Origin of the sequence: Flavobacterium urocaniciphilum (assembly GCF_900110615.1) — a bacterium.
Classification (GTDB): Bacteria; Bacteroidota; Bacteroidia; order Flavobacteriales; family Flavobacteriaceae; genus Flavobacterium; species Flavobacterium urocaniciphilum.
Genome location: NZ_FOEI01000008.1, coordinates 36440 through 51516, shown reverse-complemented (window position 1 = coordinate 51516; position 15077 = coordinate 36440). Strand labels below are relative to the sequence as shown.

Here is a 15077-nt window from a genome sequence, read left to right as displayed (position 1 = left end):
TAAAATTTAAAGTATCTATCTTTGTAAAAAATAATCGGATTATTTTCTGTACACAAATTAAGAAATAATCAACTCTAATTTATGAATTCAGCCCCAAAAATTCTAATTGCTCCACTAAACTGGGGCTTAGGTCATGCTTCACGTTGCATTCCGATAATTTTAGCCTTAAAAGAAAATGGCTATATTCCGGTTATTGCTTCAGATGGTGCGGCTTTAGAATTGTTGAAAAGAGAATTTCCAAACGATATTTTTGAATCGTTACCTACTTTTAACATAGAATACGCGAAGGAAAAAGAAAATTTCAGATTTAAAATATTCAAACAATTACCTAAATTATTCTATTCTATTCGAAAAGAAAAGAAACTTTTAAACAAGATAATAAAGCGTCATGCTATTTCTGGAATCATTTCTGATAACAGACCCGGAATTTATTCATCAAAAATTCCTTCGGTTTATATTACTCATCAAATTACTGTTTTATCAGGAAATACGACTTGGTTTTCGAGTAAATTTCATCATTATTTTATTAAAAAATATAAAGAATGTTGGATTCCAGATGTAAAAGAAGGTGTTAATTTAAGTGGAAGATTGAGTCATGAATCGAATAAACTTACCAATTTAAAATATATTGGTCCGTTAACCCGATTAAAAAAGAAAAATGTTACTAAAAAGTACGATTTAATTATTGTGCTTTCTGGACCTGAACCACAAAGAACGCTTCTTGAAAACAAATTAATTGAAGAATTAGCTTCATATAAAGGAACCATACTTTTAGTAAAAGGATTAGTTGAAACGGAACAAAAAATTTCAACTCAAAACCAATTTATTATTTACAATTTTATGGAAACGGATGAATTAGAAACCGCCATCCAAGAATCGAATTATATTATTTGTCGCTCTGGATATTCATCCCTTATGGATTTAGCTTTTTTAGGAACAAAAGCCTTTTTAATTCCTACACCAGGTCAGTTTGAACAAGAATATTTAGCGAAAAAATTAAAAAAAGAAGGGAGTGTTCCGAGTTGTAAACAAGATAAATTTACAATAGATAAACTAGAAAAAATAGATATTTATACAGGATTTAGAACCTATAGTTTTGAAAAAGATTGGGAAAATTTATTTAGCGTTTTTAAGCGTAAATGAAAATTCTGAACCTTCTTTGTAAGTACTTTGTACGAAGATTTTTTCGTTGTGTGCTTCAATAATATGTTTAACAATTGCCAATCCTAAACCTGAACCGCCTTCTTCTCTAGAACCACTTTTATTAATACGATAAAAACGTTCAAAAATTCGAGATAAATTATGCTTTTCGATTCCAATTCCGTTATCGTGAATACGGATTAACACCTTGTTTTTATTGATTTTTTCTAAAGAAACTTCAGTAGTACCGTTTTCTTTCCCATATTTAATGGAATTCATTACCAAATTGGTTAATACTTGTTGGATACGTTCTTTATCTGCTTCAACATAAATTGGAGCACTGTATTTTTCGTCGAACATTAAAATGATATTCTTTTGATCTGCTTTCATTTCCAACATATCAAAAACATTTTGAATTTCGGAAACGATGTTAAATTTCGACATTTCCAGATTTAAATCACCCACTTCAAATTTTGAAATCATGTCTAAATCTTGGACAATACTAATTAATCGTTCTACACCTTTAGATGCACGCTCAATATATTTTACACGTAAGGTTTTGTCTTTTATTGCACCGCCATCTATTAAAGTATCTAAATAACCTTGTACCGTAAACAAAGGTGTTTTTAATTCATGAGAAATGTTACCTAAAAATTCTCTTCGGTATTCTTCACGGATGTTTAAAGATTCTATTTCGATTTTTTTCTCTTTGGCAAAATTTCGAATATCTTTTGTAAGTGTAGTGATATCGGTAGTTACCGTTTTATTTGATAAAGAAGTAGCGTCTAAAATAGAAACTTCATCATACAATTTTTTGATTCTTTTGTAGATGAAGTTTTCTACTCTATACTGTATTAGATAAAAGCTAAATAAGAATAACGTAATTGGAAAAATTAAAATTACGAATAGACTTATGTTTTCAATAAAAAAATGATACATTAATAAACTTCCAATTACAAAAATGGAAATGTAAAAAGAAGAAATAAATGCAAATTTGTATGATTTATTGAAATTAATCGCCATTAAATTCTATTTTATAACCTACACCTTTAATCGTTTTAAAAATATCGTCATCAATTTTTTCACGAAGTTTTCTAATGTGAACATCGATGGTTCTTCCACCAACGATAACTTCACTTCCCCAAACTTTATCTAAAATTTCGGCTCTTGTAAAAACTTTACTTGGTTTAGTGGCTAACAAATATAATAATTCAAATTCTTTTCTTGGCAATACTATTGATTGACCTTCTTTGATTACTTTATATTCTTCTCTATTAATTTGTAAGTTCCCTACAGTAATAGTGTCTGTATCTTCAACACTTTCTTCTTTTAATCTACGTAGTAAACCTTTTACTTTACTAACTAATAATTTTGGTTTAATAGGTTTAGCAATGTAATCATCGGCACCCACATCAAAACCTGCTACTTGAGAATATTCTTCACTTCTAGCCGTTAAAAAAGTAATGATTGTATCTTTTAATTCAGGAATTTCTCTAATTTTCTCACATGCTTCCATTCCGTCCATTTCTGGCATCATAACATCTAAGATAATTAATTGAGGATTAAGCTTTTGGGCTTGCTTAATAGCATCTTTACCATTTGTAGCAGTAAAAACCTGATATCCTGCTTGTGTTAGGTTATAACCAACGATTTCCAAAATATCCGGTTCGTCGTCTACAAGCAAAATTTTAATGTCTTTTTTCTTCATTTTTAAGTGATATTTCAATCAATTCTGGTCAAAGTTACTACAAAAACAAAACGATTTAACCGCTTAACGATAATTTAATATGGTAACCTTAAATTAACCTTAACCCAACTTATAATTAACTCGGAACTAACATTTGAATAATTTATCACTTCTAGTTTTGCACCAAAATATAAACACAACTTCAAATGAAAATTAAATTATTATTTATTGGTCTTTTATTTACCGTATTAGGATTTTCACAAAACAGCGTGAAACTTAATGGTAAAGTTACTGATTTTAATTCGAAAGAACCTATAAATTTAGTGTCAATTCGTGTAAAAGGAACAAACTTGTTTACGGAAACGAATGCGGAAGGAAATTATGAAATGGAGATTGAACCAGGAAATTACACATTAGAATTTTCTTTAGGTGGATTTTCAACTCAAGAAAGAACGATTACTGCAAAAGCAAATGAGCCTTTAACAGTAAACATTACACTTATTGAAAAATCGAAAAACATTGATGAAATTTTAATTAAAACTACTTCTAACAAAACTAAAGAAACTGTTTTATTAAAAGAGCAACAAAAAGCAGTTGAAATTAAACAAAGTATCGGTGCTCAAGAAATGACACGTAAAGGTGTTAGTGATGTTGAAGAAGGATTAACTAAAGTAACAGGTATTACAAAAGTTGAATCGAGAGGTTTATTTGTAAGAGGATTAGAAGATCGTTACAATACTTTATTAGTTAATGAATTACAAGCCCCTTCAAACAGTCCGTTTAAAAAAATCATTCCTTTAGATTTATTCCCAACGGATATTGTAGGAGTTTTAAGTGTTTACAAAACATTTAATCCAAATATTTCTGGAGATTTTGCTGGAGCAACTATTAATGTTGAAACATCAGAAGCTCAAAAAAGCTTAACTAAATTAAGTGTTGGATTAGGATATACAACAGGAAATAATGGTGAAGACTTTTTAATGTCGGAAAACGCAAATTCAGATCAAGGATTCTTCGGAATTTTAAAGAAAGACAGAGAATTACCAGGAGTTTTCGGAAATGTTCCTTCAGCAGTTAACATGACTTCTACTGAATATGCAAATGCTCATAAACAAAATTCTTGGAATGTAGACAAAGTTGGTAGTCCAATGAATACAAGTGTTGGATTATTACATTCTGAGAAATTTAAAGTAGGTGGCGGACATTTAAGTTACATTTTATCATTAAATGGTGAAAACAAATACGTAATTAGAAAAGGTGTTGACAGATATTTTGAAGCTGGAGACGGAGCATATACTAAAAACGTATACAATTCTGAATACAAATACCAAACAGCATCTTCTGCATTAGTTGGATTAAAATATAAAGCGTCTAGAGGATCAATTGGTTTAACTTCCTTTTATTTACGTTCAACAGAAAGTTTAATCAACGATCAATTAGGTGTAATTGGTTATGCTTCTACAAATCCAAATCGTTTATTAAGAATTAATCAGTTTGAACAATCAGATTATTTTAACAATCAGATTTTAGGTAATTACGACATTACAAAAAACAAAAAGCACACTATTAAAGCTGGAGTTTCTTATGTAAAAACTGCTTTCAGTCAACCAGACAGAAAATCTATCTTAGGAAATAGAGTAAATGATACAGATATTACAATGACATATGGTGGAAATAACTTAAACCGTCAGTATTTAGATGTAAAAGGAAACTACTATATGAGTGGATTAGTTGAATACAACTGGAAATTCAGTGAAAACGAAAACGGTAAATCAAATAAATTATCGATTGGATATAACGGTTTTAGAAACAACTTATACTCAACATATAGATTTTTAGCAGGTTCACCAATAGGATCTCAACCTCAATTTACAACTAATTTAAATGATGTAAATGAAGTAATTGCCAATGATGTTGCTTTAGGAAATGTTGTATTCAAAGAAGAATCAAATCCAGATTATAAAGTAAAATTAGATCATTTTGTAAATGCAGGTTATGCTAATATGTTTTGGAATTTTGGAAGTAAATTCGAAGTTAACTTTGGAGTTCGTGTAGAAAATTCAGATAGAAAAATTAAATATAGAAGCTTAACTTCACCAAGTTTTACAGCTCCATATTTAAAAGAAAACGACTTAAGATTAGATGTTTTACCATCGGTTAATACAAAATACATCATTAACGATGATTCTAATTTACGTTTTGCTGCTTCTAAAACTATTACACGTCCTACAACAATGGAATTATTACCTATTACTTATGTTAATCCAGACGGATCTTCAATTATTGGTAACTATCCATTAACTAAAAAGACAAATACATTAAAAGATAGTAAAAACTATAATATCGATTTAAAATACGAATTGTTTACAGACAAAAAAGATATGTTTGCTATCGGATTATTTGGAAAAAGTATAAGCAAACCAATTGAAAGAATCTTTATTGCAACTGGTGGAGCACAAACAACTTCGTTTGATAATTCAAAATCAGCTGTTTTATACGGAGCAGAATTAGAATTTATTTTCCAATTTGAAAGACTATCATCTCAATTAGAAAACTTATCATTAGGATTTAATAGTTCATTAATGAAAACAAGAGTTTCTATTGATACTCAATCGAACTTATTAGAAAATTCAAGTTCAAGAGATTTACAAGGTGCTTCTAATTGGTTAATCAATTCCGATTTAAAATATGAATTTGATGCATCAAAAGATATTAAAAACACTGTTTCTTTAGTATATGGTGTATACGGAAAAAGAATTTATGCAATTGGTACAGCAGGTTTAGATAACATCTATGAAAAACCATTTAACAAATTAGATTTAGTTTGGAATACTAAATTGTATAAAAACATAGATATCAAATTTGCAGCAGATAATATCTTAAATCCAACTTATCAATTAGAATTAGGAAAGAATAGTAAAACGCAAATTAATGAGCCTTCATTAACTATGAAAGATTACAAAAGAGGCGTAGGATTCTCTTTAAACATAGGCTATACATTCTAAAAACAAACTATAAAATCCCGAGCAATCGGGATTTTTTGTTTACAATAAGTTTACAAAACAATTTATCATTTAAATATTTAATAATATTAGTTTAATCCTAACATAAAAGGCTACAAATAACTTTGCCTCAACAAATTAAAAACAATCACAATGAAAAAATTATTCTTTAGCTTATCAGTTTTAAGCTTATTATTTACAAGTTGTTCAGAAGAAGATGAAACTGCTACAACAAGAACTCCAGCTGCTGGAGAAATTACAGGTGAAATTGTTACGAACAAAACTTATGCGTTCGGAAATTATACTTTAGTTGGTATCGTTAGAGTAAAATCTGGTGCTACTTTAACTATTGAAGCAGGTTCAACTATTACTGCAGATGTTTCTAACGGAATTGACGCTTTAGTTGTTGAAAATGGTGGGAAATTAATCATTGAAGGTACAACTGCTGAGCCAGTAGTATTTACACATACAACACAAATCCCAGGATCTTGGGGAGGAATCATTATGTATGGAGATGCTCCAATCGTAGGTTCAGGTGGTGTTGCAACAGCAACTTCTGAAGATGGTTTAGCAATTCCTTATGGTGGTACTAATGCTTTACACAATGGTGGTACTTTAAGAAATGTAAGAGTAGAATATGCTGGTAAAAAAATTACTGATGGAACAAGCGAAATGAATGGATTTTCATTCTATTCAGTAGGTTCTGGAACAATTTTAGAAAACTTAGTAGCTTATAAAGGTGCAGATGATGGTTTCGAATTTTACGGAGGAACTGTAAGTGCTTCTAACATCGTTTCTTACGGAAATTATGATGATGCTTTCGACTGGCAAGATGGTTGGAGAGGTCAAAACAACACAAACTGGTATGCTTACCAAACAGGAACTGGAAACTTCGGAATGGAAGTTGAAGCTAAAAGTTACAACAACAACTTCTGGCCAGTAATTACTAACATTACTTTAAAAAGAGAAGCTGGAACTTTAACTGAAAATGCTTCTGTTGAATACGATGCAATCCAATTTAAAAAACAAGGTAATGGTGATTTCAGCAACATCTTAATTGAAGGATACACAGATACTAATGCAGTAGCAGTTAGAATTCAAGATGCAGCTACAAACACTGATCAAGTAAATGGTTCTAAAATTAAATTAACAAACGTTAAAATTGTTGGAGGAACTACTCAAGTGGGTACGGGAAGTTCTTCATTTACATCTTCTTTCCCTTCAGGGCAATTAACTACAAGTACTACAGCTACAGGAGCAGTAATAAACTCTGGAACTTGGTCAAAAGTTAATGGTGTGAATTTAGTACAATAATACACTTTTCATAAAAATAAAAAGCCGGCTAATTAGTCGGTTTTTTTGTTTTATACTTTTTATATTTCAGTATATTTGATGTGATAGATTAATAGATAATTCATGAAAAACTTTTTAGTATTAAGTAGTATTATAGTATTATTTTACAACTGCAAGACTTTAAATAAGCCTCAATACACAAAAGAAACCATAGAACCTTCAGATACTTATACGATAACCAAAATTGATTCTTTAAACGCATTTTATTTCGTCTATTGCACAAAGAATAAGCTAACGTATAAAATAATTTCAAAGAAAGAGCCAAACAAATATAACTCCAAAGTAGAAATAAATAAATCATACCATTTTACATTAATTAATTTTCCAGATTTTTCCAAAAATGAAAATCCATTAACTGGTTTTAATCCATTAGTAAATTGTTTTATGTTAGATAAAAATACTGAAGTGTGTAAAGAAAAAAATATTGTCGGATTATACACAACTAAAAACCTCAAAGGTTTATCTTATTTAGAAGGAAAAGAAAAGCAATAAAAAAAGCCCGATACTTGCGTATCGGGCTTTTTGCTCCCCCTCTTGGGCTCGAACCAAGGACCCTCTGATTAACAGTCAGATGCTCTAACCAACTGAGCTAAGGAGGAATCACCTCTTGGGTTATTATTTTGCTAAAAAGTTGCTCCCCCTCTTGGGCTCGAACCAAGGACCCTCTGATTAACAGTCAGATGCTCTAACCAACTGAGCTAAGGAGGAAGTTGCTATATCTTTTTAGCGAGTGCAAATATAAATTGTATTTTTATATATGCAAAAATATTTTACTACTTTTTTCTTCTAATTTGCGATTTTATCTATAATTAACTGATAAATGTCTTTACCAAAGGTTAATGCCATCAATGAAAGTAAGAAAATCATACCTGCAGTTTGTACATAACCTGCTGCTTTATTCGATAATTTCTTGCCTGTAATCATTTCTACAATTGTAAATAAAGCATGACCACCATCTAAACCTGGAATTGGTAATAAATTCATAAAAGCTAAACCAATTGAAAATAATGCAGTGAAATTCCAAATGAATTCCCAATCCCAAAATGAAGGTAAGCGTCTTGCAATACCAATCGGACTTTGAACTTGTTTATAAGCACCTGTTGCTGGTTTTAAGATTAATTTGAATTGCTTTACATTATATACTAATAATTGGTACGATTCGTTTACCGCAGCTGAAACCGCATCACCAAATGAAAGTTTATTGTTGATTTCAAATTCGTTTGTAGCTTCCTTAGCTGGCTTAGTTGTAAAACCTAATTTTCCTTCTTCGTTAACTAAAACTTTTAAATCTAAAGGTGCATTATTTCGATTTACTGTAATAACAACTTCTTTATTTTTATTTTGACTTAAGATAGTTCTAAATTCATTGTAAAAAGTTAATTCTTTACCATTCACTTTTTGAATGATGTCATTTGCAAGTAATTTGCCTTTTTCAGCATTTGAACCTTCAACAACTTCACCCACTTTAATGTCTTTTAACATTAATTGCGAGTTTATAAAAAAGTCTTTCTCTAATCCAATAGAACCTTCTTTATCTACTAAAACATTTACAACTGTATCTTTAGCATCTCTTTTAATTGAAACAGCAACTTGATTGTTTTTATTCGCATGTAAATAATCTTTAAACTCATCGAAATAGGTAAATTTCTGATTTTGAATTCCTACAATTTCATCTTTTATTTTAAACTGCGATTTTTTAGAAGCTATACTATCAACAAAAATATCTTTCATTTCGAATCGAGCTTTTACAAACCCTTTTCCTTCTCTTCCTAAAATTTCACCTTTTTGTTCGTCTGTAAGATTTAATTTTACTTCTTTTCCGTTTCTATTTACAATAACCTCATCGCTTAATAAGATATCAATAACCGCCCAATTGAATTTAGGTTGTAATTTTCCATCAATAGAAACGATTTTATCTCCGTTTTTAAACCCAACACTTTGTCCAACTTCTCCAAAAGCCAATCCGTTTTCTTGAATTTTCTCTGTAGAAATGTATTTCTGACCTACCGTTGAAAACATAATAGTATAAATCAACCATGCCAATAATACATTAACAATAATTCCACCTAACATTACGATTAAACGTTGCCAAGCAGGTTTCGAACGAAACTCCCATGGTTGTGGTTCAGATTCCATTTGTTCCGTATCCATACTTTCGTCTATCATACCAGAAATTTTCACATAACCTCCTAATGGCAACCAACCGATTCCCCATTCTGTTTCACCTATTTTTTTCTTAATTAAAGCAAAACCTGCATCCATAAATAAGTAGAATTTTTCTACTCTCATTTTAAACATTTTGGCTGTGATGTAATGACCAAATTCGTGAAGAATTACTAAAACTGATAATATAAAAAGTATTTGTGCTACTTGAATCATTGTTATTTGATTTGTTTATAAAAAGCAAAAGTAAGGTTTTCACCTTACTTTTCATTATTATTTTAGAGTTTGACTATTTTTTTATGAAATTTTTGTGAATCGTTCCTTCGGAAGTAATAATTTTAACAAAATGTATGCCACTTGATAAATGCGAAACATTTATTTGATTCGATTCGTGAGAAGAAATCAATTGTCCTAAATTATTTAATATCTCAACTCTTTCTAAAGTGAAATTAGTCGGCAATTGAATATTCAACAAATCTGCTGTTGGCACTGGATACACAGAAACCAAACTATTTATATCAAAAGATTCATTTCCTAAAGTAACCGTATTATTTAATGAAACGATATGTTTATTAGGATCAAAAATCACACCAGTTACAGGAAAAGGACAAGAAACAATAAATTCTTCTCCACTAAAAGTATTGTCAACAACCACATCATGTATTTGACCACCACTCCCTGTTAATCTTATCTCTAAAGGCATTTCAAAAAAAGAAACACTAGCATGTGATTGCGTTTGATTAACAGTTAACTTAGCTTGACCAGCACCCCAATTTTGAGCTACAATATCATAAGTAGGATATCCTTGATTATACAACCAATCATTAAAAAACTCAGTTAAACTATTTCCGTAAGCTGTTTCTAAGTGCGATTTAAAATTAGCTGTTACCGCATAACCATACGCTAATGCAGGATCCGTTAAATAAGTATTTAAAGCATTAAAAAACGCTACATCTCCTAATTTCCAACGCAACATGTGCGCAATCATTGAACCTTTGTTATAGGACAATCTCGAACTAAATATTCTACCAACATTTAAAGCTTCAGCATCTGTTAAATAAGTAGCTCCACCAAGTTGAGATGTAATATTCGTTATTTTAGAGTTTTTCCAATTTACAAAACTTGCAGAACCATCAAAATTTTCAACAACTAAGCCAGCCATATATTCAGTCAATCCTTCATTTAACCATATATCTTTCCAACTACCACAAGTAATTTTATCTCCAAACCATTGATGAGCCATTTCATGAGCAATTAAACTTCTACTCCAACTATTCATAAAAGAAACCGTTGTATGCTCCATTCCTCCACTTAAACCTGCTCTTGCATGTCCATATTTTTCATTTCTAAATGGATAAGGACCTATTTTAGTTTCAAAAAAGTTAATAATATCAGGAGTCACAGCTAAACTTGCTTGAGAAGATGCTGATTCTTCTGGGTATAAATAGTTAACAATTGGGAAATAAGGACTAGCTAAAGTTCCTAAACCTCCTTGTTGATTAAAAACTTCGTAATTCGTAACAGCAATCGCTACTAAATAGGCAGCAATTGGATAATTATGTTTGAAATGGGTTGTAGCATTTGCGCCATTAATAACTCTACTTTGTTCCATCCCATTTGCAACCGAATTGTATTGAGAAGGCGCAGTAATGTAAACATCAATACTATTGGCTTTGTCATTTAAATCTTGCTTACAAGGCCACCAGCTTCTTGCTCCAAATGGCTCAGATAACGTCCATAATACTGGTGTTCCACTATGAGTTGTTCTTGAAAATTCCCCATCTACATTTGGTGGTGTTCCTGAATAAGTAATGACTACCGAAGCACTTGTACCGGTTGTTATTGTTGTTGGAAAATTAATAGTAAGTTGGTTACTTGCTTTTGAAAAAGTTAAACTCGTACTATTCATCGTAACTGAGCTTACATTTAAAACAGTTGCCATATCAAATACTATGGTATTCATATTTGATAAAGCTGTAAAAGTTGTTGTTACTACTCCGCTTATTGTAGAAGCAGCCGGATTGATAGTAACTCGTAATTCATGATAGGTTACATCATAATTTAAGGTATTCGGATTAACCTGAACTTCTAATGTAGATTTTGCAGCTTTCATTTCAGATTCAACCATCTTATTAAAATCCGAATCGTCAGATTGTGAAAAACAGAATGTTGTAGCTAAAACGAAAAAGATTTGGGTAATTTTTTTCATTATTTTATGGTTATTTGTTAGGTTTTTTAATAGGTTTCACAAAAATAACAAAAAATATTAAATATAATTAAAATATAACACAATAATCTTGTCAAATTAGCAATTGTTTCTATAATTTCATTACTATTTTACTACAATTTCATACATTTGCTATCCAAAATTAAACAAACATGTTACAAGTAAATTTTATTAGAGAAAACAAAGAAGAAGTTATCGCTCGTTTAGCGAAGAAAAACTTCGAAGCTACTACAATTGTGGAGCTTGTTGTGGAATTAGACGAAAAACGTAGAAACACACAAGCCGAATTAGACAATCTTTTAGCAGAATCTAATAAATTATCCAAAAATATTGGCGAATTAATGAAAAGTGGCGAAAAAGCCAAAGCTGAAATCTTAAAGGAAAAAACCACTCAAATTAGAGAAAAATCGAAAGAATTGAATGAAGCTATTAATACTATCGCTTCTCAATTACAAGAAGAATTATATAAATTACCAAACTTACCAGCTGATATCGTTCCTGTTGGAAAAACACCGGAAGAAAATTTAAACGTTTTCCAAGAAGGTGATATTCCAGTGTTACACGAAGGGGCTTTACCGCATTGGGAATTAGCCAAAAAATACGACATCATCGATTTCGAATTAGGAGTTAAAATTACAGGTGCAGGTTTCCCAGTTTACAAAGGAAAAGGTGCCAAATTACAACGTGCTTTAATCTCTTATTTCTTAGACAAGAATACAGATGCAGGTTACAAAGAATATCAAGTGCCACATTTAGTAAATGAAGCATCAGGATTTGGAACAGGACAATTACCAGATAAAGAAGGTCAAATGTACCATGTTGGAATGGACGATTTATATTTAATTCCAACTGCAGAAGTTCCGGTAACGAATTTATTCAGAGACGATTTAGTAGCAGAAAGCGATTTGCCAATTTTATGTACAGGTTATACACCTTGTTTCCGTAGAGAAGCAGGTTCATATGGCGCACACGTTCGTGGATTGAATCGTTTACACCAATTCGATAAAGTAGAAATTGTACGTGTTGAAAAACCTGAAAATTCTTATGCAGCATTAGATGGAATGGTAGAACACGTGAAAGGAATTTTACAAGAATTAAAATTACCTTATAGAATTTTACGTTTATGTGGTGGCGATATGAGTTTTGCTTCTGCTTTAACGTATGATTTCGAGGTGTTTTCAACAGCACAAGATCGTTGGTTAGAAATTTCTTCGGTTTCTAATTTTGAAACATTCCAAGCGAACCGATTAAAATTAAGATATAAAGATGCGAATGGTAAAAACCAATTAGCACACACGTTAAACGGAAGTTCATTAGCTTTACCTCGTGTATTAGCTGGAATTTTAGAAAATTATCAAACACCTGAAGGAATCGTAATTCCGGAAGTATTAAGAAGATATACTGGATTTGATATTATTGACTAATATTGTATTGTGTCACACTGAGCTTGTTGAAGTGTTGTTTCTGAATCTAACAATAAAAAAAGCAACTTTTAGGAGTTGCTTTTTTGTTTTTACAATAGAATAAAGCCACAACGTTTGTCATGCTGAAATCGAAGATTCAACGAAGTTAAAGCATCTCAAACAAACCAAATTGAGACTCTTTCAGAGTGACAAACGTTGTAAAAAACCCATAACTCTTAAATATTTACTAACCTTGCATCGAGTTGGCTAATTTTTGTTAATTTAGTGGCTTATAAATATGAATAAACTATTCACATATCTGTTTTTCTTTATCTCGCTAATTGGTTTGGCACAAAACGAACAATTAGCGCAGAATTACTTTGACAAAGGCGAATTTGACAAAGCCACATCTTTGTATGAAGAGATAGAGAAAAAACAACCCGGAAATTTTTATTTCACACAAAAATTAGCCAGCTGTTATCAAAATTTAAAACAATTTGATAAAGCCGAAAAATTATTATTAAGCAGAAAAGAAAAGTTCAACCAACCTAACTTTTTTGTAGAATTAGGTTATAACGCGCAATTGCAAAAAGATCAAGCTAAAGCTGATTCGTATTACAAAAAAGCATATGAAGTAGTTCAAAGTCAGCCCAACTACGCGTATCAAATCGGACAAGCATTCGAACAAAAATCATTATTACAACAAGCCTATACAACCTATGAAATTGGTCAGAAAGGAAATTCTGGATTAAATTTCGATTACCAAATGGCATTACTACAAGGTCAAATGGGAAATTTAGATGTAATGGTTGTAAAGTTGTTGGATCATGCTTATTCGAATCAAAATGCGACCATGAATGTTCAAAATCAGTTGTTGTTTTTCATGCAAGATGATGTTGAAAATATTTTTGTAGCTTCCTTAAAAAAAGAACTATTACTTAGAACACAGAAAAATCAAGATATTTATTGGAATCAATTTTTAAGCTGGTTGTATGTTAATCAGAAAGAATACAATAAAGCGTTCATTCAGGAAAAATCGATTTATAAAAGAAATCCAGAATCGTTTGACGATATTATTCAATTGGCTCAAATTTGTGTAAACGAAAAAGATAATGAAACGGCTCAAGCTATTTTTCAGTTTATTTTACAAAACACAACAGACGAAGCTACTATTTTAAATGCCGAATACTTTTTATTGAAAAACGAAATAGCCAATTCGAAACCAGAAAATTATCCTTTAATTCAAAGTAAATTCGATACCCTTTTAAATCAATATGGAGATTCTCCATTTTCGGTCGATTTACAAATTTTAGCGGCACATTTTAAAGCGTTTTATTTAAATGACTTTGAAAAATCTAAAGCCCTTTTAGATAAAATGTTAGCTATGCCTTTAAATGTGCGCAATAAAGCGAAAGTAAAAATGGAGATGGCTGATGTTTTTGTGTTTAATGAAAAATTCAATCAGGCGATTATTTACTATGCTCAAATTCAGAATGATTTACCAAACGATGAGTTTTCTCACGAGGCAAGTATGCGAATGGCTAAAACCAGTTTTTTTAAAAAGGATTTCGATTGGGCAAAAAAACAAGCTAGTGAATTGAAACAAGCATCTACACAATTAATAGCAAATGATGCGGTAGAATTATTTTTATTGATTAGCGACAATGAAGCTGAAGATTCTTTAAAAGTGGCTTTGCAAGATTATTCCAAAGCTGATCTATTAGAATATCAAAACAAACCCGCTGAAGCATTAGAAGCTTTCTTGCAGATTTTAGTGAAACACAAAGGTGAAAGTATTGAAGCAGGAACTTTGTATAAAGTGGGTAGAAATTACGAGAAATTAGGTAATTTTGCCAAAGCAATTAGCTACTATCAAAACATTTTAGATAACCATAAAGATGGAATTTATATAGACGAAGCTTTATTTTATTCGGCTGAGATTTATAACAAACAACTCAACGACCCTGAAAAAGCCAAAAATTTATACGAAAAAATAGTACTCGAACATCCGGATAGTATTTATTTTACAGAAGCTCGAAAACAATATCGTCAATTGCGAGGCGACAAACAACAAGGAATATAAAAGATTAATATATAATTAG

10 protein-coding genes and 2 tRNA genes are annotated in these 15077 nt (G+C 30.7%); 6 read left to right on the top strand and 6 right to left on the bottom strand.

Translation table 11 applies throughout. The features are described 5' to 3' along the window. The first annotated feature begins 81 nt into the window (after nt 1-81). The gene (locus BMY86_RS11845) at nt 82-1143 is read left to right on the top strand and encodes a glycosyltransferase (protein WP_091469683.1); all 1062 of its coding nucleotides are present in this window, start codon (nt 82-84) and stop codon (nt 1141-1143) included. Here the strand turns inward: BMY86_RS11845 and BMY86_RS11840 are convergent. Both BMY86_RS11840 and BMY86_RS11835 read right to left on the bottom strand, forming a co-directional pair. Beyond that, on the bottom strand, nt 1117-2163 hold the full coding sequence (locus BMY86_RS11840) for a sensor histidine kinase (protein WP_091469680.1): 1047 nt from the start codon (nt 2161-2163) through the stop codon (nt 1117-1119). The two genes, BMY86_RS11845 and BMY86_RS11840, sit on opposite strands and share 27 nt — an antisense overlap. Beyond that, complete coding sequence (locus tag BMY86_RS11835) at nt 2153-2848, bottom strand: response regulator transcription factor (RefSeq protein ID WP_091469677.1); 696 nt, start codon at nt 2846-2848, stop codon at nt 2153-2155. Before BMY86_RS11835 ends, BMY86_RS11840 begins: the two co-directional genes overlap by 11 nt. A gap of 185 nt (nt 2849-3033) precedes the next feature. Here BMY86_RS11835 and BMY86_RS11830 point away from each other — a divergent pair, with 185 nt between their 5' ends. From BMY86_RS11830 to BMY86_RS11820, 3 genes are all read left to right on the top strand, one after another. Beyond that, complete coding sequence (locus tag BMY86_RS11830) at nt 3034-5832, top strand: TonB-dependent receptor (RefSeq protein WP_091469673.1); 2799 nt, start codon at nt 3034-3036, stop codon at nt 5830-5832. Nucleotides 5833-5982: 150 nt separating this feature from the next. Then, entirely contained in the window at nt 5983-7143 is a 1161-nt protein-coding gene (locus BMY86_RS11825; protein WP_091469670.1) for a hypothetical protein, read from the top strand. 102 nt (nt 7144-7245) lie between these two features. Continuing rightward, entirely contained in the window at nt 7246-7674 is a 429-nt protein-coding gene (locus BMY86_RS11820; RefSeq protein WP_091469668.1) for a hypothetical protein, read from the top strand. 33 nt (nt 7675-7707) lie between these two features. Here BMY86_RS11820 and BMY86_RS11815 read toward each other — a convergent pair. From BMY86_RS11815 to BMY86_RS11800, 4 genes are all read right to left on the bottom strand, one after another. After that, nucleotides 7708-7781: transfer RNA gene (locus BMY86_RS11815), tRNA-Asn, on the bottom strand. A 35-nt stretch (nt 7782-7816) separates the two neighbouring features. Then, nucleotides 7817-7890 (bottom strand) — tRNA-Asn (locus BMY86_RS11810). Between the two features lie 78 nt (nt 7891-7968). Further along, a complete protein-coding gene (locus tag BMY86_RS11805; RefSeq protein WP_091469666.1) occupies nt 7969-9561 on the bottom strand; it encodes a site-2 protease family protein in 1593 nt (530 codons plus the stop codon). Nucleotides 9562-9634: 73 nt separating this feature from the next. Then, nucleotides 9635-11554 (bottom strand): M1 family metallopeptidase, encoded by a 1920-nt coding sequence (locus BMY86_RS11800; protein ID WP_091469663.1) that lies wholly within the window; start codon nt 11552-11554, stop codon nt 9635-9637. A 170-nt stretch (nt 11555-11724) separates the two neighbouring features. Here BMY86_RS11800 and serS point away from each other — a divergent pair, with 170 nt between their 5' ends. Then, nucleotides 11725-12996, top strand: coding sequence for a serine--tRNA ligase (gene serS / locus BMY86_RS11795; RefSeq protein ID WP_091469659.1), 1272 nt, complete (start codon nt 11725-11727; stop codon nt 12994-12996). 277 nt (nt 12997-13273) lie between these two features. After that, the gene (locus BMY86_RS11790; RefSeq protein WP_091469656.1) at nt 13274-15058 is read left to right on the top strand and encodes a tetratricopeptide repeat protein; all 1785 of its coding nucleotides are present in this window, start codon (nt 13274-13276) and stop codon (nt 15056-15058) included. Nucleotides 15059-15077: the final 19 nt, after the last annotated feature.